This window comes from Actinocatenispora thailandica (genome assembly GCF_016865425.1).
In the GTDB taxonomy this organism is placed as follows: Bacteria; Actinomycetota; Actinomycetes; order Mycobacteriales; family Micromonosporaceae; genus Actinocatenispora; species Actinocatenispora thailandica.
Window position 1 is genome coordinate 3,410,843 of the sequence record NZ_AP023355.1, and the last position, 21,984, is coordinate 3,432,826.

Consider the following 21,984-nt stretch of genomic DNA (forward strand, 5'->3'; position numbering starts at 1 on the left):
TCAGCTCTCGGGTTCGTCGGTGCCGCCCCAGCGCAGCAGCTGGGCGGCGAGGTCGGCGCCGGACAGTGGCTCCCGGGCGATCACCGCGATGGTGTCGTCGCCGGCGATGGTGCCGACCACCTCCGGCAGGCCCGACCGGTCCAGCGCGCTCGCGAGGAACTGCGCCGCGCCGGGCGGGGTACGCAGCACCGCGAGGTTGCCGCTCGCGTCGGCACCGGTGAGCAGTTCACGCAGCAGCCGCTGCAGCCGGGCCGGCGCCTGCTCGGCCGGCCGCATCGGTGGGCCGCCCTCCTCCGGCAGCAGGTAGCTGGACGCACCGCCGTCGGTGCCGCGGACCTTGACCGCGCCGAGTTCCTCCAGGTCCCGGGACAGCGTGGCCTGGGTGACGGTGATGCCGCCGTCGGCGAGCAACTGCACGAGTTCGGTCTGCGACCGCACGGTACGGGTGCGGATCAGCTCGGCGATGCGGGCGTGCCGGGCCGCCTTCGTCACCGGCCGCGGCGCGGTACCCGGGTCGCCGTCCTGGATGCCGGTCGTCATGTCGTACCCCCCTGCGCTGGGCTGCCCCCGGCCTGCGCACCGGCGCCGGGCCGACCCGCGCCGGTCTGCCGGGCGTCGTCGAGCAACCAGCCCAGCAGCGCCTTCTGCGCGTGCAGCCGGTTCTCCGCCTCGTCGAAGATCGCGCCGGCCGGGTCGTCGAGGACCTCGTCGGTGATCTCCTCGCCGCGGTGCGCCGGCAGGCAGTGCAGCGCGAACGCCCCGTCCGCGGCGGCGGCGAGCAGGTCCGTGTTGACCTGGTACGGCAGGAACGGGGTGGTGCGGTCCTTGCCGTCGTCCTCCTGGCCCATCGAGGTCCAGGTATCGGTGACGAGCACGTCGGCGCCGTCGACCGCCTGCTTCGGATCGGTCAGTACCGCGGTCGAGCCGCCGGTGCCGCCCGCGATCCGGGTCGCCTCGGCGAGCACCTGCGGGTCGGGCTGGTAGCCGTCCGGGCCGGCGATCCGCACGTGCATCCCGGCGGTGGCACCGGCCAGCAGGAACGAATGCGCCATGTTGTTCGCGCCGTCGCCGAGGTAGGTCACCGTCGTCCCGGCGAGGACACCGCGGCGCTCCCGGATGGTCTGCAGGTCGGCGAGCAGCTGGCAGGGGTGGAAGCCGTCGGTCAGCGCGTTGACCACCGGCACCGACGAGGCGGCGGCGAGCTCGGCCAGCCGGTCGTCGCCGAACGTGCGGATCACGATCGCGTCCACGTAGCGGGACAGTACCCGGGCCGCGTCCGCGACCGTCTCGCCGCGGCCGAAGTGGGTGCTGCGCGCGTCGATGATCAGCGGCTGGCCACCGAGTTGCGCGATGCCCACCTCGAACGAGTTGCGGGTGCGCAGCGACGGCTTCTCGAAGATCACCGCCACCGCGCGGCGCGCGAGCGGAGTGAACCCGTACCGGTCCGCCTTGTACGCGTCGGCCAGGTCCAGGACCTGCGCCTGCTCGGCCGGGCTGAGCGCGTCGTCGCGCAGGAAGTGGCGGGTCACTGGTTGCCTCCGGCGGTGTCGATGGCGGTCTCGGCGGTGCTGCCGACGGTGCCGCCGGCCGCGGCCGTGCCGGTGGCAGTGCCGCCCGCCGCGGCCGTGCCGGTGGCAGTGCCGCCGGTCGTGGTGGTGGCCGCGGTCAGCGCGGCCGGGAGTGCGGCGAGAAAACCGTCCGCCTGCGCGGCGGTCAGCGTCAGCGGCGGCGCGAGCCGCAGCACGTCCGGCTGGCACGGGTTGATCAGGAATCCGGCGTCGCGCAGCGCCGCCGCGGCCGCCGGCGCGACCGGAGCGGTCAGCACGATGCCGAGCAGCAGGCCGGTACCGCGGACCTCGGCGATCGCCGGATGGCCGAGCGCGGCGACCCCGGCCCGGATGCGTTCGCCGAGCGCCTTGACGTGGTCGAGCAGCTGCTCGTCGGCGATCGTGGTCAGTACCGCGAGGCCGGCGGCGCAGCACACCGGGTTGCCGCCGAACGTCGAGCCGTGCGAGCCGGGTGGCAGCAGCGCCGCGACGTCGCCGTACGCGGTGTCGGTGAACGCGACGCAGGCCCCGAGCGGCAGGCCGCCACCGAGGCCCTTGGCGAGCGTCACGACATCCGGGCGTACCCCTTCGGCCTGGTGGGCGAACCAGTGGCCGGTGCGGCCGACGCCGGTCTGGATCTCGTCCAGGCAGAGCAGCGCACCGTGCCGCTCGGTGATCTCGCGGGCCGCGGCGAGGTAACCGGGAGGCGCCGGGACCACCCCGGCCTCGCCCTGGATCGGCTCCAGGATCACCATCGCGGTGGCGTCGGTGACGGCGGCGGCGAGCGCCTCGGCGTCCCCGTACGGCACGTGGGTGACCTCGCCGGGCAGCGGGGCGAACGCAGCCGCCTTGCTCGGCTGGCCGGTCAGCGCGAGCGCACCCATGGTACGGCCGTGGAAGGCGTCCACGGTGGACACGATGTGGCGGCGACCGGTGCGCCGGGACAGCTTGAACGCCGCCTCGTTGGCCTCGGTCCCGGAGTTGGCGAAGTACACCTGGCCGGGCGGCCGAACAGCGCGAGCAGCCGCTCGGCGAGCGCCACCTGCGGCGGGTTGGCGAAGAAGTTGCCGACGTGGCCGAGGGTGGCGATCTGCTCGCTGACCGCCGACACGATCGCCGGATGCGCGTGGCCCAGCGCGTTCACCGCGATCCCGGCGAACAGGTCGAGGTAGTCGCGGCCGTGCTCGTCGGTGACCACCGCGCCGTCGCCGCGCACCAGCGCCACCGCCGGCGTGCCGTAGTTGTGCAGCACCGCGGCGTCCCACCGCGCCACCAGATCGCCGCCGTTCGACGCCGCCGGATCGCCGCCGGGGTTGGGGGCCACCAGGTCGTCGGTCACGATTTCTCCCCTGTCGCGTTGTCGTCGCCGGGCACGACCATGGTGCCGAAGCCGGCGGAGGTGAACACTTCCAGCAGGATCGAGTGCGCCACCCGGCCGTCGATCACGTGCGCCTGCGGCACGCCGCCGCGCACCGCGCGCAGGCATGCCTCCATCTTCGGCACCATCCCGGCCGCCAGGCCGGGCAGCAGCGTGGCGAGCTCGTGCGCCGGCAGCCGGGAGATCAGGCTGTCGGTGTCCGGCCAGTTCGCATACAGCCCCGGTACGTCGGTGAGCACCACGAACTTCTGCGCGTCCAGCGCCACCGCGAGCGCCGAGGCGGCGGTGTCGGCGTTCAGGTTGTGTACGACGCCGTCGGCGTCCGGCGCGACGGTCGAGACGACCGGGATCCGGCCGCCGTCCAGCAGGTCGTCGACGATCCCGGTGTCGACCGTCGCCACGTCGCCGACCAGGCCCAGGTCGACCTCGTCGCCGTCGACCAGCGCGGTCCGCCGGACCGCGGTGAACAGCTGCGCGTCCTCACCGGAGATGCCGACCGCGAGCGGGCCGTGCTCGTTGATCAGCCCGACCAGCTCCCGGCCGACCTGACCGACCAGCACCATCCGCACGACGTCCAGCGACTCCGGCGTGGTGACCCGCAGGCCGCCCCGGAACTCGCTCCGGATGTCCAGCCGCGACAGCATCGCCGAGATCTGCGGCCCGCCGCCGTGCACCACCACCGGCCGCAGCCCGACCCGGCGCAGGAACACCATGTCCGCGGCGAACGAGCGGCGCAGCGCCGGGTCGACCATCGCGTGCCCGCCGTACTTGACGACCACCGTCGCGCCCTGGAACTCCGCGAGCCACGGCAGCGCCTCGGTGAGCACCTCCGCCTTGGCCATCGCGACCGCGAGCTTGTCCCCCAGCTCGGGGGCCACCACGTCGGTCATGTCGAGTACGCCGAGTTCTCGTGCACGTAGCCGTGCGTCAGGTCGTTGGTCCACACCGTCGCCGAGGCGGTACCGGCGGCCAGCCGGGCGGTGATGGTCACCGCCCGGTCGGAGAGGTCGACACCGGACCGGTCGGCCGCCGCCGCGCCACCCCGGCAGATCCACACCCCGTTGATCGCCACGTCCAGCTCGTCCGGCCGGAACGCGGCGCCGGTGGTACCGATGGCGGCGAGGATGCGGCCCCAGTTCGGATCGTTGCCGAACAGGGCGGTCTTGACCAGGTTGTTGCGGGCGATGGCCCGGCCCACCTCGACCGCGTCGTCCTCGGTGGCCGCGTCCACCACCTCGATCGTCACGTCTTTGCTGGCGCCCTCGGCGTCGGACAGCAGCTGCCCGGCGAGATCGGCGCACGCCGCGGTGACCAGGTCGGTCAGCTCGGCCGGGTCGGCGCTCACCCCGGACGCGCCGGAGGCGAGCAGCAACACGGTGTCGTTGGTGGACAGGCAGCCGTCGGAGTCGACCCGCTCGAAGGTGACCCGGCACGCCTCGCGCAGCGCGTCGTTCAGCACGTCGGTGTCGGCGACCGCGTCGGTGGTCAGTACGCACAGCATGGTGGCGAGGGCCGGCGCGAGCATCCCGGCACCCTTCGCCATGCCGCCCAGCACGTAACCGTCGCCGTCCAGGCGGACCTGCTTGGCCCGGGTGTCGGTGGTACGGATGGCCTCGGCGGCGTCGGCGCCCCCGGTGCGGGACAACCCCTTCGCCGCGGTGTTCACCCCGGCCAGCAGCTTGTCGACCGGTAGCCGCTCGCCGATCAGCCCGGTGGAGCAGACCGCCACGTCCGCCGGCCCGATGCCCAGCCGGGCGGCGACGTGCTCGGCGGTGGCGTGGGTGTCGCCGAACCCCGCCTTGCCGGTACACGCGTTGGCGTTGCCGGAGTTGAGCACCACCGCCTTGACGATGCCGGCGGCGAGCACCCGCTCGCTCCACAGCACCGGCGCGGCCTTGACCCGGTTGCGGGTGAACACGCCGGCCGCGGTCGCGTCCGGCCCGTCGTTGACCACCAGCGCCACGTCCGGCGCGCCGGACGGCTTGATCCCGGCGGTGGCGCCGGCGGCGCGGAAACCCGCCGGCGCGGTCACGCCGATCTCCAGCCCCTCGTCGTGCCCGCTCATGAACGTCGCTCCTTCGTCGCATCGCCTGCAGCGCAGCCGAACCCGGTCGGGTGTGTCACGGCGCCACCCCGTTCGCGGTCAGCCCGGCCGTCTCCGGCAGCCCCAGCATCAGGTTGGCGCACTGCACGGCCTGGCCGGCGGCACCCTTGCCCAGGTTGTCGATGGCGCTGACCGCCACGATCCGGCCGGCGTCGCCGTCGACGGTGACCTGCAGCTGGCAGCCGTTCGAACCGAACGTCGCGGCGGTGTGCGGCCAGGCGCCGTCGGGCAGCAGGGTCACGAACGGCTCGTCCGCGTACGCGTCGGCGAGCACCTGCCGCACCGCCGTGGCGCTGCCGGCGCCGGTCGGGCGGGCCGTGACGGTGGCCAGGATGCCGCGCGGCATCGGGGCCAGCAGTGGGGTGAACGACAGGCCGCGGGCGCCGGTGGCCTGCTTGATCTCCGGCGTGTGCTGATGGGTGCCGACCTTGTAGGCCGAGACGTCGTTCAGCACCTCGCTGCCGAGCAGGTGCGGCTTCGCGGACCGGCCGGCGCCCGAGGTGCCGGAGGCCGCGACGACCACCACGTCGTCCGGATCGGCGACGCCGGCGGCGATCAACGGGGCCAGCGGCAGGGTGCTGGCGACCACGTAGCAGCCGGTGGCGGCGACCCGGTCGGCGGCGCCGATCGCGGCCCGCTGGCCGGGCAGCTCGGGCAGCCCGTAGGTCCAGGTGCCGGCGTGCTCGCCCGGGTAGTAGCGGTGCCAGTCGGCGGGGTCGACGAGCCGGTGGTCGGCGCCGAGGTCGACCACCTTGACGCCGGCCGGCAGCGCCGCGGCGAGCGCGGCCGAGTGTCCGTGCGGCAGGGCCAGGAACACCAGCTCGGCGTCGGCGAACTCGGCCGGCTCGGTGGGCCGCAGCGGCACCCCGGCGAGCGTCGCCAGCTGCGGGTGCAGGTCGGTGACCGCCCGGCCGGCGCTGCTGTCGCCGGTGGCCGCGACGAGATCCAGGCTCGGATGCCCGGCGATCAGGCGCAGCAGCTCACCCCCCGCGTACCCGCTCGCACCGGCCACGGCCACCCGTACGCCCACGACAACCTCCCGCATGTCTATGCACCGCACTGTATCACGATGCGAACCTCCCGCCCGGTTACCCACGCCACGTCCGAGCCGGCAAGCGGCCCGTAAAGAGGTACCGAGATGTCCGTCGCTCCGGCCTGCCGGAGGCCCCGGCGTGGTTACGATCAGGTCCTGCGGCTAAGCACACGGAGTGCCCGTGGGTTCACCTCACGGGGTGCGGGGGAGGCCGTTCGTGTCCGGCCGGGACGCTGCCTCAGGCAGCCTGGGACGCAGGCCCGGCGAGCCAATCGGTTGGGGTGTTTCCAGTGCGCCTGTCGATCCTGATGCCCGTGTACAACGAGGACCAACGGGTCATCACCGCCATCAAGCAGACCCTGGAGGTCAGCTACCCGTGCGAGGTGGAACTGCTCGTCGTCGACGACGGCAGCACCGACCGCACCAGTGAGCTGCTCGACCACTTCGCCGATCCGCGGGTCCGCGTCGTGCACCACACCACCAACCAGGGCAAGGGTGCCGCCATCCACACCGGGGTGCGGGAGGCCACCGGCGACTACATGGTGGTGCTCGACGCCGACCTGGAGTACGACCCGCGGGACATCCCGAAGCTGCTCAAGCCGGTACGCGACGGGCAGGGCACGGTGATCTACGGCAACCGCAGCTTCGGCGGGCATGCCGCCTTCTCGTTCTGGTACGTGATGGGCAACAAGGCCATCACCACGGCGGCGAACATTCTGTACAACTGTTACCTGTCGGACCTGGAGACCTGCTTCAAACTGATGCCCACCCGGCTGTACCGGGAGCTGGACATCTCCTCGCACGGCTTCGGAATGGAGGCGGAAGTGACCGGCAAGCTGCTGCGCCGCCACATCCGGCCGTACGAGGTGCCGATCAGCTACTCGGCGCGAAGCCGCGCCGACGGCAAGAAGATCACCTGGCTGGACGGCGTGAAGGCGCTGGGCATCCTGGCCCGGCAGCGACTGACGCCGGTGCCCCGCACGCGGTGAGTCACCGGCTGGCCGACGAGCACGCTCCGGACGCGTCCACCGAGGACGCGCCCGCCGCGCCGGCACGGCGCTGGCCCGGCCACCTCGCCGTCCTGCTCTGCTATGCGGCGCTGGGCTACTGGGTCACCAGCCGGCTGTGGGTCGCACCGGACACCCGGCTACTCGCCGACAACCGCAACGACCAGCCGCTGATGGAGTGGATGTTCGCGCACGGCGGGTACGCACTGACGCACCTGAGCAACCCGCTGCTGACCGACTCGGTGCAGGTGCCGCACGGCGCCAACCTGATGGCGAACTCGTCGATCGTGCTGCCCGCGCTCATCCTCGCCCCGATCACCCTGGCGTTCGGTGCGGCGACCACGTTCGTCCTGTTCACCGGGCTGTGCCTGGCCGGCACCGCGGCGGCGTGGTACGCGCTGTTCCGGCGCCGGCTGACCGACTCGGCGCTCGCCGCCGGGCTCGGCGCCGGGCTGATCGGCTTCGCGCCGGGCATGATCTCGCTGTCCAACGCGCACGTGCACATCACCGCGCAGTTCCTGGTGCCGTTCATCGTCGGGTGCGTGCTGCCCTCCCCCGGCGCACCGCGCCCGGTGCGCCGGGGCGCGCTGCTCGGCGTGCTGCTCACCGCGCAGCTGCTCACCGGTACCGAGGTGCTGCTGTTCACCGTGCTCGGGGCCGGCGCGTTCGTCCTGCTGTGGGCGGCGTTCGTGCCGTCGGCGGCGCGGCGGCAGGTGCGCGGCCTCGCGATCCGGCTCGGCGTGGCCGTGATCGTGTTCGCGGTGCTCGCCGGCTACCCGCTGTGGGTGCTGCTGGCCGGGCCGAACAGCTACCACGGCACCCCGTGGGACATCGGGATCTACGGCACCGACGTGGCCTCCTGGCCCTGGTTCAACGCGTTCTCGCTGCTCGGCGGGGCTGCGCAGGCGGCGCGGGTCTACTCCGGCAACGCCACCGAGCAGACCGCGTTCCTCGGGCCGGGCTTGCTGGTCCTGGTGGCGGTCCTGGTCTGGTGGCTGCGGCGGCGCCGCACCGTGCTCGCGCTGGCCGCGACCGGGCTGCTGTTCGCGGTGTGCAGCTTCGGCACCGAGATCGTGCTGATGCGGGCGCACACCGGGGTGGCAGGTCCGTGGGCGCTGGTGGCCCGGCTGCCGCTGATCGAACAGGCGATCCCCGACCGGCTCGCGCTGGTCACCATCGCCGCGTTCGGCGCGATCCTCACGTTCGGCGCCGACCGCGCGGTGCGCACCGGGCTGCCCCGGCCGCCCTGGCTCGCCGCGTACGCCGCGGCGCTGGTGCCGATCCTGCCGACGGCGCTGCCGGTCACGCACCGGCCGCCGATCCCCCAGTTCTTCACCGCCGGCAGCTGGCGTGAGCACGTGCGCGCCGGCCACACGGTGCTCGCGGTACCGACCAGCTTCGCCACCGACCGGCTGTCGATGCGCTGGTCGTCCGGCACGAACGCGGCGATGGCGGTACCCGACGGGGCGGTGATGATCCCCGGCCCGGACGGCAAGGCGCAGTGGGGCACCCCGCGCAGCCGGCTCGCCAGCACCGCGGCGCGCGTCTCCCGGACCGGCCGGGTACCGCGGGTCGACGACGCCGAGCGGGCCCGGGCCCGCAGCGACCTCGCGGCCGGCCGTACCGACTGCGTGGTGTTGGATCCGACCGCCCCGCACGGTACCGCCGTCCGGCACACCCTGGACCGGTTGCTGTCGGTACACGCCCGCTACGCCAGCGGTGTCTGGTACTGGGACGTCCGCCCGACCGGGTGAGCGGTACTCCCGGCGGGTTCTCGCCCGGCAGGGACCCCGCCGGGTCGTCGACACACCGGCACGGTGCCCGCCACGAGCAGACCGTGGCCAACTCCGCATCCCGGTGCCCGGCCGCGGCGACCGGTCGCGGTTCCGGCGCCGGGTCGGGCCACGGTTCCGGGCGCCCGGAACCGTGGCCCGGGCGCTCAGGCGCCGCGAAGGGCGGCGCCGACCCGGTGGGTCGCCTCGGCCACCGCCGCGTCCCGGGCGGTCACCGCCTCCTCGGCGGTCAGCGTCCGGTCAGCGGCCCGGAAGGTCAGCTTGTACGCGAGCGACTTGCGCCCCGCCCCGAGCTGGTCGCCGCGGAACACGTCGAACAGCCGGATCGACTCCAGCAACTCCCCCGCGCCGGCGGACAGCGCCGCCTGCACGTCGGCGGCCGGTACCGCGTCGTCGACCAGCAGCGCGACGTCGATCAACGCCGGCGGATAGGTCGAGATCGACGGCGCCGGCACCGGTTCGCGGGCCGGCAGTGCGGACAGCTCCAGCTCCATCGCCGCGGTACCGCGGGGCAGCTCCAGCGCCTGGCACACCTCCGGATGCAGCTCGCCGGCGTGCCCCACCAGCACCCCGCCGACGGTCAGCTCGGCGCACCGACCCGGATGCCACGGCGCGTGCCGGTCGGCCCGTACGGCCAGCGAGACGCCGGCGGTGCGCGCCACCAGCCGGGCCGCCGCGAGCGCGTCGGTCCAGTCCGCCACCCGACCATCACCCCACCAGCCGGCCCGCTGCACCTCACCGGTGACGACGGCCGCCACCCGGTACGGCTGGCGCGGCACCACGGCGAGCGCGGCGGCCAGTTCGGTGTCGGTGGGCCGCCGGTCCACCGGCAGCGCCGGCACCTCGGCCAGGGTGTCGGCCGCCGGCCGGAACACCAGTCCGGACTCGAACAGCGCGACGTCGCGCTGCCCCCGGGCCAGGTTGCGCCGCAACGTCGCGAGCAGCGTCGGCAGCAAGGTGGTGCGCAGCAACGGTTCCCGCTCCGACAGCGGGTTCGCCAACCGCACCGCGGTCCGGCGCGCGTCGTCGTCGGGCAACCCCAGCGCGTCGAACGACTCCGGGCTGACGAACGGGTAGCTCAGCACCTCCACGTAGCCGGCCTCGGCCAGCGCCCGCGCCACCGACCGGCGAAGCCGCTGCGCGTCGGTCAGCCCGTTGCCGGCCACCACCGGCGGCAACACCGACGGCACCTTGCCGTACCCGTCGAGGCGAACCACCTCCTCGACCAGGTCGACGGGGTCGACCAGGTCCGGCCGCCAGCTCGGCGGGGTGACCGCCATCGTGTCGTCTGCCACGGCGACCTGCGCGCCGACCGCCTCGACCAGCTCCACCACCCGCGACAGCGGGTAGTCGACGCCGACGACCCGGCCGGGCAGCGACGCGGGCAGCAGCACCGTCTCCGGCGGTACCACCTGATTCACGTCGACGACCTCGGCGCCCGCGGTGCCACCGCCGTACTCGACCAGCAGGTCCACCGCGCGCTGCAACGCGACCAGGGTGACGGCCGGGTCGACGGCTCGTTCGAACCGCTTCGACGCCTCGGACAGCAGCCGGTGCCGGCGAGCGGTGCGGCTGATCGAGGCCGGATCCCAGTGCGCCGCCTCGAACAGCACGTCGGTGGTGGCCCCGCCGACCTCGGTGGTCGCGCCGCCCATCACCGCAGCCAGCGAGATCACCCCGGTGTCGTCGCAGATCACCAGGTCCTCGGTGGACAGTGCCCGGTCGACGTGGTCGATCGTGGTCAGCCGTTCGCCTTCCCGGGCGCGGCGGACCACCAGGTCACCGGTCAGCGTGCCGGCGTCGAACGCGTGCATCGGCTGACCCAGCTCCACCATCACGTAGTTGGTGACGTCCACCGGCAGCGAGATCGACCGGATCCCGGCGTGCGCCAGCCGTCGCACCATCCACTGTGGACTGGGTGCGGCCGGGTCGACGCCGGTCACCAACCGGGCGCTGAACCGGTCGCAGCCGGTCGCGTCCTCGACCAGGATCCGCCGACCCGCCGACGCCTGCGCCGAGCCCCCGGTCGCCGGCCGGTCCGCCGGGTCCCGGTACGGCGCGTCCAGCGCGCGGGCCAGTTCCCGGGCCAGGCCGCGGATCGACAGCTGGTAGCCGCGGTCCGGGGTGATCGACAGGTCGAACACGACCTCGTCCAGCCCGACCACCGGCCGGGCGTCGGTACCTGGCGCGGCCACGGTGTCGGCCGGCAGCACGATGATGCCGTCGTGGTCGTCGCCCAGGCCCAGCTCGCGGGCCGAGCAGATCATCCCGGCCGACAGCCTCCCGTAGGTCTTGCGGGCGCCGATGGTGAACTCGCCCGGCAAAACGCCGCCGGGCAGGATCACCACGACCAGGTCACCGACCGCGAAGTTGCGCGCGCCGCAGACGATGCTCTGTGGCGCACCGGTGCCGTTCGCGGCGCCGACATCGACCTGGCAGTACCGGATCGGCTTCTTGAACCCGGTCAGCTCCTCGATGTCGAGCACCTTGCCGACCACCAGCGGACCCCGCACGCTCGCCGCGAGGTCACTGATCTCCTCCACCTCGACGCCGAGTGCGGTGAACGCCTCGCCGATCTCGGCGGCGGTGCGGGTGACGGGAACGTCCACGGCCTCCCGAAGCCATGACAGCGGTACCAGCACGGCTCAGACCTCCATCCCGTACGCGCGGCTGAACCGCACGTCGCCCTCGACGATGTCGTGCATGTCGCTCACCCCGTACCGGAACATCAACGAGCGGTCGATGCCCATCCCGAACGCGAACCCGGAGTAGCGCTGCGGGTCGATGCCGCAGGCGGTCAGCACCCGCGGGTTGACCATGCCGCAGCCGCCCCACTCGACCCACTGCGGCCCGTCCCGGTGCTCCGGGAACCAGATGTCGTACTCGGCCGACGGCTCGGTGAACGGGAAGTAGTGCGGCCGGAACCGGGTCTTCGCGTCCGGCCCGAACACCGCGCGGGCGAAGTGGTCCAGCGTGCCGCGCAGGTGCGCCATGGTGATGCCCTCGGCCACCACCAGCCCCTCCACCTGGTGGAAGACCGGAGTGTGGGTGGCGTCCAGTTCGTCGGTGCGGTACACCCGGCCGGGGCAGATGATCGCGATCGGCGGCTGCCGGTCGAGCATCGTGCGCACCTGGCCCGGCGAGGTGTGGGTGCGCAGCACCAGACCCGGCGTGTCGGTGTAGAAGGTGTCCATCTCGCCGCGCACCGGGTTGTCCGGCCCGATGTTGAGCGCGTCGAAGTTGAACCAGCTCGACTCGGCCTCCGGCCCGTCGACCACCTCGTAACCCATCCCGACGAACAGGTCGCAGATGCGTTCGATCAGCACCGGCAGCGGATGGCGGGCGCCGAGCGGGCTGCGATCGACCGGCAGCGTGACGTCGACGGTCTCCTCGTCGAGCACCCGCTGGCGTTCGGCCGCCTCGATCGCCGCATGCCGGGCGTCGTACGCGGCCTGGATCGCGGTGCGGGCCGCGTTGACCCGCTTGCCCGCGTCGGACTTCGCGGCCGGCGGCAGGCTGCCGATCTCGCGGCGGGCCAGCAGTACCGGCGCCCGGTCGCCCAGGTGCGCCACCCGGGCGGCGGCCAGCTCGTCGGCGCGTTCGGCCGCCGCGAACGCCTTCTCCGCGGCGGTCACCGCCGCGTCGAGGGAGGCCGGGTCGAGCAGCGTGGCCTCCTTCGGGTCGTACGGATCATTGCGATAGGACATGACTCTCCCGGTAAGGCCCCGATGCGGGGTTGCTGTCGCCCGGCGACCGCCCGTGTTCGATGGGTACGCCAGCGCCAGAGTCTACGGATGCGGGCCATGCGGCTATGCCGCAGCCCGCCCAGCGCACCGGGCGAGGAGGTTCCTCGGCCCGCCGCTAGGCGGGCCGGCTAAACGAGAGCGGCCGGCGACGTGGGCCGCGGCGGCGCGGCCCGCATCCGGCACCGGCCCGGCAGCGGTCGACGCTGGTCGACGGGCACGCCGACCGGGACGGACGCGCGGCCCACGACTCGGCCATCGTCATCGCCCCTCGGCATCGGTGCGGCTCGGCTCGGCGGCGCCCCGCGGGCGCTGCGCACGGGCCGAAGTGTACAGGCAGACCGCGGCGGCGGCAGCCAGGTTCAGGCTCTCGGCCCGGCCGTGGATCGGTACCCGGACCCGGGCGTCGGCCGCCGCGGACAGCTCGGCGGACAGGCCGTGCGCCTCGGTACCGAACAGCCACCCGGTCGGCACCGCGAACGCGCCGGCATCGACCAAGTCGTCCAGGTCGTACGCCCCGCGCAGATCGGTGGCGGCCACCCACAGCCCGGCCGACCGCAACGCCGCGACCACCGCCAGCGGCGCACCACCACGCACCACGTCGAGGTGGAAGACGCTCCCGGCCGAGGACCGCACGCACTTGCCGTTGTAGACGTCGACACTGTCGTCGGTGAACACGACCGCATCGGCGCCGGCGGCGTCCGCGGTGCGCAGCACCGTACCGGCGTTACCCGGGTCGGCGATGCCCGCCAGCACCACGACCAGCCGCGGTCGCCGGGCCAGGACGTCGGCGAGCGGCACGTCACGGTACCGGCAGACGGCGACCAGGCCCTGCGGGTTCCTGGTGTCCGCCAACGAGGCCAGCGCCCGGTCGGTCACCGCGGACACCCGGACCCCGGCCGCCCGCGCGGACTCCACCAGCGAGGCGTACCGGGACAGCGCCTCGACGGTGCCGAACAACTCCTCGGCACCGACCGCCTCGACGGTGCCGAACAACTCCTCGGCACCGACCGCCTCGACGGTGCCGAACAACTCCTCGGCATCGACCGCCTCGACAGCGCCGGCCGGGCGCTCGCCCGCTCCGGTCAGGGGCTCGACAGCGCCGGCCGCATCCTCGACAGCGAGGGCCTCGGACACGGCCTGCGGCCCCTCGGCCAGGAACCGCCGCTGCTCGTCGCGGCGGGACCGGCGCAGCAGGGTGCGGGCACGAACGACCCGGGGTGTCCGCTCGGTGTACACCGTGCCGACGTCCCCGGGTCGCCCGGTCATGCCGTTCTCGCCGCTCAGGCGGCGTCGCTTTCCGGCACCGCCTGGTGCGCCACCGCGACCAGTGCGGTGAACGCCTTGGCGTCGCTGACCGCGAGCTCGGCGAGCACCTTGCGGTCCACCTCGACACCGGCCGCCTTCAGGCCCTGGATGAACCGGTTGTAGGTCATCCCGTTCGCGCGGGCCGCCGCGTTGATCCGGGTGATCCACAGCCGGCGGAAGTCACCCTTGCGCGCCCGGCGATCCCGGTACGCGTAGGTCATCGAGTGGAGGACCTGCTCCTTGGCCTTGCGGTACAGCCGGGAGCGCTGGCCGCGGTAGCCGCTGGCCGTCTCCAGCATGGTCCTGCGCTTCTTCTGGGCATTCACTGCCCGCTTGACGCGTGCCACGGGTCTTCTCTCCTGCTCACTGCTCAGACGTCAGCCACCGGCCGCAGCGGCGGCGGTGGTGACGCGGGGAGGCGGATCTGGGGTGACTGGTCAGCGACCCAGCAGCCGCTTGATCCGATTCACGTCGTTCTTGGCAAACTCCTTGGTGCCAGCGAGCCGACGCATCATCGACGACGGCTTCCACTCTGCGTAGTGGCGCCGGTTCGCGCGCTCGTGGCGCAGCTTGCCTGTCCCGGTCACCTTGACCCGCTTGGTCATGCCCGAGTGGCTCTTGTTCTTCGGCATCGAGGTTTGTCTCCTTGACGTCGTCCCCGCCGGGAGCGGCGGGGACGGGTTACTAGCGGGCGTCTGCGTCCGGTTCGTCCGGTGACGCCTGGCCGCCCTGACGCGCGGCCTCCTTGGTGGCGCGATGCGGCGCGACGACCATGATCATGTTTCGGCCGTCCTGCTTGGGGGCCGACTCCACGTAGCCCAGCTCGTCGATCTCCTCGGCGAGCTTGCGCAGCAGTCGGAATCCCAGCTCGGGCCGGCTCTGTTCGCGACCCCGGAACATGATCGTGATCTTGACCTTGTCTCCGGCCTTGAGGAACCGCACGACGTGACCCTTCTTGGTCTCGTAGTCGTGCGAGTCGATCTTCGGTCGGAGCTTCATCTCCTTGATGACGGTCTGCTGCTGGTTGCGCCGCGCCTCGCGCGCCTTCAGTGCGCTCTCATACTTGAACTTGCCGTAGTCCATGAGCTTGCACACCGGAGGGCGCGCCATCGGCGCGACCTCGACCAGGTCCATGTCCACGTCCTGAGCCAGTTTGATCGCCTGGTCGAGCGGGACGATACCGACCTGCTCTCCCTCCGGGCCGACCAACCGGACCTCGCGTGCGCGGATCTGGTCGTTGATGCGTGGCTCGGCGCTGATGTGGCCTCCTCAACTCGGTGCCTGCCAACCGCCGTTGGTCGGCGGTCGCGGCCCGCCGCGGCGCGGCGGACCCACCAAGCGGCACCCGACCACACGAAAGGGCCCCGGCAGTCATGCCGAGGCCCGCTCGAACCGGTCACACCGACGGCAAGGCCGCCGAAGACCGCCCAACCACCCAGTGGCCGGACGATGGACCGGACCCGGACGCCACGCGGCGACTCGGGTGGGAGCGGGGCTCCACTTGGTGTCCTGTCAACACTACCTGTGACTTCGTGAACCGACACCTGGTCGGCCCGAAGGCACGCCGGCCCAGTGTAGCCGCCTGCCGCGGAAACCCGGCAGCGACCCCCACCGGCCGTGGTACCGGTCAGGACCGGTGCGGCCCGGCTCCGGGCTGTCCGGCTCCGGGCTGTCCGGTCGCACCGCCGTGCGCGGCCAGCAGCCGGCGCAGCGCGCGCACCGCGTCCAGCGCGTACTCCTTGTCGCTCGCCTGGATCGCCATCAGCGCCACCTCGTCGTCGTCGGCCAGCTCCAGGCTCGCCCACGGCGAGCTGCGGTTGAACTTCACCGCGCGGACCACGTCCCAGGGCAGCTGGTAGCCACCGATGATGTTGCGCACGGTCACGCCGTTCGCATCGGCGCGGACCCGCGGACGCGCGATGGTCATGATCCCGAGCCCGATCAGGGCACCCAGGATCACCATCGCCACCTGGTCGCCGCGATGGAACACGCCGCCGCCCTCGGTCTTGCCGGTCAGCGCCGTCGCGGTCGAGGCGAAGACGACGAAGATCGCGATCGCCGCGATCGTGCAGATCCAGCGCACCTTGCGCGGCCGCACGTCCACGGCCGGGGTGGCCGACGTGCCGGCGGCCGGCGAGATCGGATGACTCGCGTCAGCACTCACACGTCGAGTCTGCCTCGCCGCGCCCGCCGGGTCACCGGCGGGGCCGGGCCGCGACCCCGGACAGCAGCACCGCCACCACCGTGAGCGCCGCGCCGGCCAGTACGGTCGGGGTCGGGTGCGTGGCGCCCGGCACGAACCGATCCAGCAGCAGGCCACCGACCAGCTGGCCGGCCACCACCGCGAGCCCGGTACGCAGCACCCCCAGGGTGCGGATCGCCAGCAGGTTGGCGCCCGTCACCACCAGGGCGAGCACGCCGCCCAGATACAGCCACCAGCCGGCGCCGGGCGGGTGCGGCGCCAGCCCGCCGAACGCCGCGAACACGCCGCTGGCCAGCGACAGCACCGAGGTCCCGACCAGCGCGTTGACCAGCGAGGCCGAGCCGACGTTGCGCGCCACCAGGTTGACCCGGCCGTTGAGCGCGGACTGCACCGCCAACCCCAGCCCGAGCAGCAACACGAACCCGACCAGGCCCACCGCGAGCTGGCCGACCGGCCGGCCCGACTGCGCCACCGCCACCGCGGCGACCGCGAGTGCCGCACTGCCCAGCCGGACCGGGCTGACCGGCAGGCGCCCCGTCGGCCCCAACCCGATCCGGTCGGTGACGATGCCGCCGATCGAGGTACCGCACACCTGGACCACGGTGACCATCGCGACGCCCAGTACCGGGACGCTCAGCGCGGAGCCGGCGACGAACAGCGCGCCGCACGCGCCGCCCAGGTACTGCCACGGTCTCAGCCGGCCCCGGCGCAACCGGCGCAGCCCCGCCCGTACCGGCGGGAACGCGCACGCGGCCACCAGCAACAGCCCCGTGGCGACCCCGTTGGAGATCAGCGCCGCCAGTACCGGGGTGCCGATACGCTGCGCGAGCGCGCCGTTGACCATTCCCTGCGCGGCCGAACCGGCGCCACCGGTCAGTGCGATCGCCACCGCCGCCGGGGCCGGCAGCAACCCGGCGGCCAGCCGGCCGGACCGGCTCGCCGCGGATCCGCCGGCGGTCCCGGTCCGCCGCGCCCGGCTGGCGCTGCCGGACCGATCACCGGTGTCCGGCCCGGCCCGCTCGGCCGCGGCCCGGGTGCGCGGGGCGCCGGATGCGGTCGCCGCCGCTCCGGCCGTGGCCCCGACGCGCCGATCCCCGGACGCCGACCCCGCCGATTCGGCCGTGCCCCCGACGCGCGAGACCCCGGACGCCGGCCCCGCCGGTTCGACCGTGGCCCCGGCAGGCGGGTCCCCGGACGGTTCCCGGTCGGGCGGCGCGGTCACAACCGGCAGGCACTGATGTCCGTCGCGAGGATGGCTCGGGCGCCCACCTCGTACAGCTCGTCCATCACCCGCTGCGCGTCGGTGCGAGCGATCATCGCCTGTACCGCCACCCACCCCTCGCGGTGCAGCGGCGAGACGGTCGGCGCCTCGATGCCCGGGGTCAACTCGGACGCCCGGTCCAGGTGCTCGACCCGCACGTCGTAGGCGAGCATCACGTACCGCCGGGCCACCAGCACCCCGGACAGCCGCCGGGTCAGCTGGGTCACCGCGCCGTTGCCGGACATCCCGGACCGGCGCACCAGTACCGCCTCGGAGCGCAGCAGCGGCGCGCCGAACGGCTCCAGCCCGGCCTGGCGCAGCGTCGCGCCGGTGGACACCACGTCGGCCACCACGTCGGCGACGCCCAGCGCCACCGCGTTCTCCACCGCGCCGTCGAGCCGGATCACGTGCGCCGACACGCCGGCCTCGGCGAGCTGGCGGTGCACCACCCCCGGGTACGAGGTGGCGATGCGCCGGTCGGCCAGCTCGGACAGCTCTGCCACGGTGCCGGGACGCGCCGCGTACCGGAAGACCGAGCCACCGAAGCCCAGTTCGAGGATCTCCTCGGCCGGGGCACCGGAGTCGATCAGCAGATCGCGGCCGGTGATGCCCAGATCCAGGTCACCGGAGCCGACGTAGGTGGCGATGTCGCGCGGACGCAGGTAGAAGAACTGCACCGAGTTCGCCTCGTCGGTGCAGGTCAGGTCCTTCTCGGTACGGCGCTGCCGGTAACCGGCCTCGCGCAGCATGTCGATGGCGGGCGCGGACAGCGACCCCTTGTTCGGTACGGCGATGCGCAGCATGCAGCGACTCCCGGACGATGGCGGGTGGGTGAACGACGACGGGTGCGGCCGACTACAGATGTCGGTACACGTCGTCGAGCGTGAGCCCCTTCGCGATCATCAGCACCTGCGCGTGGTAGAGCAGCTGGGAGATCTCCTCGGCGGCCCGGTCGGCACCCTCGTGCTCGGCCGCCATCCACGACTCGGCCGCCTCCTCGACGACCTTCTTGCCGATCGCATGCACGCCGGCCTGCAGTGCCGCGACCGTCCCGGAGTCCGGATCGGCGGCGGCGGCCTTGGCCGACAGTTCCGCGAACAGCTGATCGAAGGTCTTCACGGTGTCCCATTCTGGCAGTTCCGCCCTGCGGGACGACGGCCGGTCCGCGGTACCGCCCGAGCCGGCACCGAACGCTCCCGGCCCGGGCCCTCGCTGCCCGACCAGCCAGGCGCCCGGTGCCGGCCCGCCAGGCGCCCGGTGCCCGGCCAGCCGGACACTCGGTACCCGACCAGCCGGACGCTCAGTGCCCGCCCGGCAGGGTCGGCATCCCGTTGCCCGGCTCGGTGGTCGTACCGTTGCCCGGCATCGTGGTCTGGCCGGGCCGGCCGCCGGTGCCGGGACTCGACGACGGGCCGCTGCCGGGCTGCGCAGTGCTCGACGGGCTGGCCGCTGCCGACTGCCCGCACGGCCGTGGGCCGTCCGGGCTCGGCGAGGCGGTGGTCGACGGTTGCCCGCCGCCGGCGCTGGGACTGGCACCGAGCCCGCCGCCGGTCGGGTTCTTCCCGCCGTTCAAGCCGCCACCGTTGTCGCCGCCGTTCAACCCGCCGTTGTCACCCGTCCCGCGCTGGCCGCCGTCGAGGCCGCCGGTGGACCGGCCGCTGGCGGACGGGCTCGGTGCACCGAGGCCACCGTTCCCGTTGCCGCCGTCGCTACCTGCCGACGGTGACGCGGTCGCGGAGGCGCAGGCCGACGAGGCGGACGCGCTCGGCCGAGGCTGCGCCTTCGCGGTGTCCTTGCCGTCCTTGCAACCACTGAGCGCGGCCACCCCCACCGCAGCGAACACCACAATGCCGACTATTCGACGAATACGCACGGAACATTCCAATCCCCCAGAAGACATCGCGACCGGAGGGTAGGTGGGCACCGCAACCCGCCGCCCCGGACCAGGACGGGGGCGTCACCCGGTTCAGCCGCGCAGGGCGCGGATCGTCAGCGCCGCATCCAGCGCGGCGATGGTGGCGTCGAAGCCCTTGTCCTCCGGCGAACCCGGCAGCCCGGCCCGATCGCGCGCCTGCTGCTCGGTGTGCACCGTCAGCACCCCCTGCCCCACCGGCACCCCGGTGTCCAGTGCGACGCGGGTCAGCCCGTCGGTGACCGACCGGCACACCATCTCGAAGTGCTCGGTCTCTCCCTTGATCACCACGCCCAGCGCGACGACCGCGTCGCAGCGCTCGGCGAGCGCCGCCGCGACCACCGGCAGCTCGACCGACCCGGCGACCCGTACCGACCGCACGTCGGTGACGCCGCACGCGGCGGCGGCCGCCTCGGCGCGGGCCACCATCCGGTCGGTCAGCTTCTCGTGCCAGCGGGCGGCGACCAGGCCGAGCCGCAGCCCGGCCGCGGCCGGTAGCGCATCGGACAGGTCAGGTGCGGCGTGCCCGGCCATCAGGCGTGTCCTTCCCGCAGTTCGTCGAAGTCGGGTAGATCGGTGAGCAGGTGCCCGAGCCGGTCCCGTTTGGTCTTGAGGTAGTTGATGTTGTCCGGCCCGGCCGGCACCGGCAGCGCCACCCGCTCGGCGATGCGCAGCCCGTACCCGGCCAGCGCGGTCCACTTGTCCGGGTTGTTGGTGAGCAGCCGGATGCTGCGCACGCCGAGATCGGCGAGGATCTGCGCGCCGATGCCGTAGTCCCGGGCGTCGGCCGGCAGCCCCAGCGCCAGGTTCGCGTCCACCGTGTCGGCACCGCCGTCCTGCAGGTGGTACGCGCGGAGCTTGGACAGCAGGCCGATGCCGCGGCCCTCGTGCCCGCGCAGGTACACCACCACGCCGCGGCCCTCGGCGGCCACCGTGCGCAGCGCCGCGTCCAACTGCGGGCCGCAGTCGCAGCGCAGCGAGCCGAACACGTCCCCGGTCAGGCATTCCGAGTGCACCCGGACCAGCACGTCCTCGCCGTCACCGACGTCGCCGGCGACCAGCGCGATCTGTTCGGTGTCGTCGAGCAGGCTGCGGTAGCCGACCGCCCGGAACTGCCCGTACGGGGTGGGCAACCGGGTGCCGACCACCCGTTCGACCTGCTTCTCGTGCCGGCGCCGGTACGCGATCAGGTCGGCGATGGTGATCAGGGTCAGCTCGTGCTCGGCGCAGAACACGCTCAGCTCGTCCACCCGGGCCATCCCGACGTCCTTCTGGCTGACCACCTCGCACAGCACGCCGACCGGCGGCAGGCCGGCCAGCCGGGCCAGGTCCACGGCGGCCTCGGTGTGCCCGGGCCGGCGCAACACGCCACCCTCCCGGGCCCGCAGCGGCACCACGTGACCCGGCCGGCGGAAGTCGGTCGCGGTCGACCCCGGATCGGCCAGCAGCCTGATCGTACGAGCCCGATCGGTGGCCGAGATGCCGGTGGTGACGCCTTCCGAGGCGTCCACCGTCACGGTGTAGGCGGTCCCGCGCCGGTCCTGGTTGACGTGGTACATCGGGGGCAGCGCGAGCCGGTCGCAGTCGGCGCCGGGCAGCGGCACGCAGATGTAGCCGGACGTGTAGCGCACCATGAACGACAGCAGTTCGGGCGTCGCCTTCGCCGCGGCGAAGATCAGGTCGCCCTCGTTCTCCCGGTCCGGGTCGTCGATCACCACGACCGGCCGCCCCGCGGCGATGTCCTCGATCGCCTGCTCGACCGTGCCGAACCCGGTCACCGGCGACTGCACGCCGGTCATCGCGCACGCTCCGGCGACCCGACGAGCTTCTCCAGATGCTTGCCGATCACGTCCACCTCGATATTGACCAGCCCACCGACCGGCCGGCAGCCCAGCGTGGTGGCCCGCCGGGTGGTCGGGATCAGGCTCACCGCGAACGACACGTCGTCGACGTCGGTGACGGTCAGCGACACGCCGTCCACCGCGATCGACCCCTTGACCACCACGTACCGGTTGAGATCCGGCGGCAGGGCGATGCGCACGTCCTCCCAGTGCTGTGCCGGCCGGCGGTCGAGCACCGTACCGACGCCGTCGACGTGGCCCTGCACCAGGTGACCGCCGATCCGGCCGCCGAGCTTCGCGGCCCGCTCCAGGTTGACCCCGTCGCCGGCGACGAGGCCGTCCAGGGTGGAACGCTCCAGCGTCTCGCGCATCACGTCGGCGACGAAGGTGCCGGCGTCGGTGTCGACCGACACCACGGTCAGGCACACGCCGTTGACGGCGATCGAGTCGCCGTGGCCCGCGTCGCTTGCCACCAGCGGTCCCCGCACCGTGAACAGAGCGGCATCGGCCAACCGCTCGACGGCGGTCAGCTCGCCCAATTCCTCGACGATCCCGGTGAACATGTGCCCCGCGCTCCTTCCTCGATGCGCGAGGCGGGCAGGGCATCATGCGGGCACACGGCGAAGCACACGCATCGCCGACACGTCGGCACGGCACGCCGCACCGACGCTGCCCGCGCGCTTGCTCCCTTCCGGACTTTGACCGTCGGCTCCGGACTCTCACCGGATCCACCGGCACCGTGGTCGTCGCCGTCCACAGTGCCGGGTCGCGGGCTTCACGGGCTTGCCGTGTCACCGCCGGTTCGGAATTTCACCGAACCCCGCCAGCGCGCGTGCTGGTTTCGCACCCTCCAG

The 21,984-nt window shown here is 73.4% G+C and carries 21 protein-coding genes, 1 pseudogene and 1 riboswitch; of the genes and pseudogenes, 2 read left to right on the plus strand and 20 right to left on the minus strand.

What is annotated here, in order from left to right; translation table 11 throughout:
• From Athai_RS15165 to argC, 6 genes and pseudogenes are all read right to left on the minus strand, one after another.
• Entirely contained in the window at nt 1-540 is a 540-nt protein-coding gene (locus tag Athai_RS15165; RefSeq protein WP_203962080.1) for an arginine repressor, read from the minus strand.
• A complete protein-coding gene (gene argF / locus Athai_RS15170; protein ID WP_203962081.1) occupies nt 537-1,529 on the minus strand; it encodes an ornithine carbamoyltransferase in 993 nt (330 codons plus the stop codon). The genes Athai_RS15165 and argF overlap by 4 nt, the downstream gene beginning before the upstream one ends.
• A gap of 1 nt (nt 1,530) precedes the next feature.
• Nucleotides 1,531-2,823: pseudogene (locus Athai_RS15175) on the minus strand (acetylornithine transaminase); the annotation flags it as partial.
• Nucleotides 2,824-2,882: 59 nt separating this feature from the next.
• Nucleotides 2,883-3,815: an acetylglutamate kinase gene (gene argB, locus Athai_RS15185; protein WP_203962082.1), complete on the minus strand. Its 933-nt coding sequence runs from the start codon at nt 3,813-3,815 to the stop codon at nt 2,883-2,885.
• Nucleotides 3,812-4,963, minus strand: a complete 1,152-nt coding sequence (gene argJ, locus Athai_RS15190; RefSeq protein WP_203965742.1) for a bifunctional glutamate N-acetyltransferase/amino-acid acetyltransferase ArgJ — start codon at nt 4,961-4,963, stop codon at nt 3,812-3,814. The genes argB and argJ overlap by 4 nt, the downstream gene beginning before the upstream one ends.
• 82 nt (nt 4,964-5,045) lie before the next feature.
• Nucleotides 5,046-6,059, minus strand: a complete 1,014-nt coding sequence (gene argC / locus Athai_RS15195) for an N-acetyl-gamma-glutamyl-phosphate reductase (RefSeq protein WP_203965744.1) — start codon at nt 6,057-6,059, stop codon at nt 5,046-5,048.
• A 293-nt stretch (nt 6,060-6,352) separates the two neighbouring features.
• On the opposite strand from argC, the gene Athai_RS15200 reads away from it, so the two are divergent.
• Both Athai_RS15200 and Athai_RS15205 read left to right on the plus strand, forming a co-directional pair.
• On the plus strand, nt 6,353-7,051 hold the full coding sequence (locus Athai_RS15200) for a glycosyltransferase family 2 protein (protein WP_203962083.1): 699 nt from the start codon (nt 6,353-6,355) through the stop codon (nt 7,049-7,051).
• The gene (locus Athai_RS15205; protein WP_203962084.1) at nt 7,048-8,823 is read left to right on the plus strand and encodes a DUF6311 domain-containing protein; all 1,776 of its coding nucleotides are present in this window, start codon (nt 7,048-7,050) and stop codon (nt 8,821-8,823) included. The genes Athai_RS15200 and Athai_RS15205 overlap by 4 nt, the downstream gene beginning before the upstream one ends.
• 185 nt (nt 8,824-9,008) lie before the next feature.
• Here Athai_RS15205 and pheT read toward each other — a convergent pair whose 3' ends face one another.
• The 14 genes from pheT to Athai_RS15275 all read right to left on the minus strand — a co-directional run bounded on the left by pheT (nt 9,009) and on the right by Athai_RS15275 (nt 21,693).
• Nucleotides 9,009-11,504 carry a phenylalanine--tRNA ligase subunit beta gene (pheT, locus tag Athai_RS15210; protein WP_203962085.1) on the minus strand — a complete coding sequence of 832 codons (2,496 nt, stop codon included), beginning with the start codon at nt 11,502-11,504 and terminating at the stop codon, nt 9,009-9,011.
• A gap of 3 nt (nt 11,505-11,507) precedes the next feature.
• The gene (locus Athai_RS15215; protein WP_203962086.1) at nt 11,508-12,569 is read right to left on the minus strand and encodes a phenylalanine--tRNA ligase subunit alpha; all 1,062 of its coding nucleotides are present in this window, start codon (nt 12,567-12,569) and stop codon (nt 11,508-11,510) included.
• A 297-nt stretch (nt 12,570-12,866) separates the two neighbouring features.
• Nucleotides 12,867-13,874, minus strand: coding sequence for a TrmH family RNA methyltransferase (locus Athai_RS15220; protein WP_203962087.1), 1,008 nt, complete (start codon nt 13,872-13,874; stop codon nt 12,867-12,869).
• Between the two features lie 14 nt (nt 13,875-13,888).
• Complete coding sequence (gene rplT / locus Athai_RS15225; RefSeq protein WP_203962088.1) at nt 13,889-14,260, minus strand: 50S ribosomal protein L20; 372 nt, start codon at nt 14,258-14,260, stop codon at nt 13,889-13,891.
• A gap of 90 nt (nt 14,261-14,350) precedes the next feature.
• Entirely contained in the window at nt 14,351-14,545 is a 195-nt protein-coding gene (rpmI, locus tag Athai_RS15230; protein WP_203962089.1) for a 50S ribosomal protein L35, read from the minus strand.
• Nucleotides 14,546-14,597: 52 nt separating this feature from the next.
• Nucleotides 14,598-15,155 carry a translation initiation factor IF-3 gene (gene infC, locus Athai_RS15235; protein ID WP_203965746.1) on the minus strand — a complete coding sequence of 186 codons (558 nt, stop codon included), beginning with the start codon at nt 15,153-15,155 and terminating at the stop codon, nt 14,598-14,600.
• A 385-nt stretch (nt 15,156-15,540) separates the two neighbouring features.
• Nucleotides 15,541-16,077 carry a PH domain-containing protein gene (locus tag Athai_RS15240; protein ID WP_420829783.1) on the minus strand — a complete coding sequence of 179 codons (537 nt, stop codon included), beginning with the start codon at nt 16,075-16,077 and terminating at the stop codon, nt 15,541-15,543.
• 31 nt (nt 16,078-16,108) lie between these two features.
• Entirely contained in the window at nt 16,109-17,005 is an 897-nt protein-coding gene (locus tag Athai_RS15245; RefSeq protein ID WP_203962090.1) for a DMT family transporter, read from the minus strand.
• 329 nt (nt 17,006-17,334) lie between these two features.
• Complete coding sequence (hisG, locus tag Athai_RS15250) at nt 17,335-18,180, minus strand: ATP phosphoribosyltransferase (protein WP_203962091.1); 846 nt, start codon at nt 18,178-18,180, stop codon at nt 17,335-17,337.
• A gap of 52 nt (nt 18,181-18,232) precedes the next feature.
• Nucleotides 18,233-18,496, minus strand: coding sequence for a phosphoribosyl-ATP diphosphatase (locus Athai_RS15255; protein WP_030446108.1), 264 nt, complete (start codon nt 18,494-18,496; stop codon nt 18,233-18,235).
• A gap of 181 nt (nt 18,497-18,677) precedes the next feature.
• Nucleotides 18,678-19,220, minus strand: a complete 543-nt coding sequence (locus Athai_RS15260) for a hypothetical protein (protein ID WP_203962092.1) — start codon at nt 19,218-19,220, stop codon at nt 18,678-18,680.
• A gap of 123 nt (nt 19,221-19,343) precedes the next feature.
• Complete coding sequence (ribH, locus tag Athai_RS15265) at nt 19,344-19,823, minus strand: 6,7-dimethyl-8-ribityllumazine synthase (protein ID WP_203962093.1); 480 nt, start codon at nt 19,821-19,823, stop codon at nt 19,344-19,346.
• Complete coding sequence (locus tag Athai_RS15270) at nt 19,823-21,067, minus strand: bifunctional 3,4-dihydroxy-2-butanone-4-phosphate synthase/GTP cyclohydrolase II (RefSeq protein WP_203965750.1); 1,245 nt, start codon at nt 21,065-21,067, stop codon at nt 19,823-19,825. The genes ribH and Athai_RS15270 overlap by 1 nt, the downstream gene beginning before the upstream one ends.
• A gap of 17 nt (nt 21,068-21,084) precedes the next feature.
• Nucleotides 21,085-21,693 carry a riboflavin synthase gene (locus Athai_RS15275; RefSeq protein WP_203962094.1) on the minus strand — a complete coding sequence of 203 codons (609 nt, stop codon included), beginning with the start codon at nt 21,691-21,693 and terminating at the stop codon, nt 21,085-21,087.
• Between the two features lie 112 nt (nt 21,694-21,805).
• Nucleotides 21,806-21,962: riboswitch (FMN riboswitch) on the minus strand.
• Nucleotides 21,963-21,984 lie beyond the last annotated feature (22 nt).

What these genes read in the sequence shown, in the direction of transcription:
- Athai_RS15220 (WP_203962087.1), bottom strand. Translation starts at nt 13,874, where the DNA reads ATGACCGGGCGACCCGGGGACGTCGGCACGGTGTACACCGAGCGGACA.
- argB (WP_203962082.1), bottom strand. Translation starts at nt 3,815, where the DNA reads ATGACCGACGTGGTGGCCCCCGAGCTGGGGGACAAGCTCGCGGTCGCG.
- Athai_RS15165 (WP_203962080.1), bottom strand. Translation starts at nt 540, where the DNA reads ATGACGACCGGCATCCAGGACGGCGACCCGGGTACCGCGCCGCGGCCG.
- Athai_RS15215 (WP_203962086.1), bottom strand. Translation starts at nt 12,569, where the DNA reads ATGTCCTATCGCAATGATCCGTACGACCCGAAGGAGGCCACGCTGCTC.
- hisG (WP_203962091.1), bottom strand. Translation starts at nt 18,180, where the DNA reads ATGCTGCGCATCGCCGTACCGAACAAGGGGTCGCTGTCCGCGCCCGCC.
- ribH (WP_203962093.1), bottom strand. Translation starts at nt 19,823, where the DNA reads ATGGCCGGGCACGCCGCACCTGACCTGTCCGATGCGCTACCGGCCGCG.
- Athai_RS15275 (WP_203962094.1), bottom strand. Translation starts at nt 21,693, where the DNA reads ATGTTCACCGGGATCGTCGAGGAATTGGGCGAGCTGACCGCCGTCGAG.
- rpmI (WP_203962089.1), bottom strand. Translation starts at nt 14,545, where the DNA reads ATGCCGAAGAACAAGAGCCACTCGGGCATGACCAAGCGGGTCAAGGTG.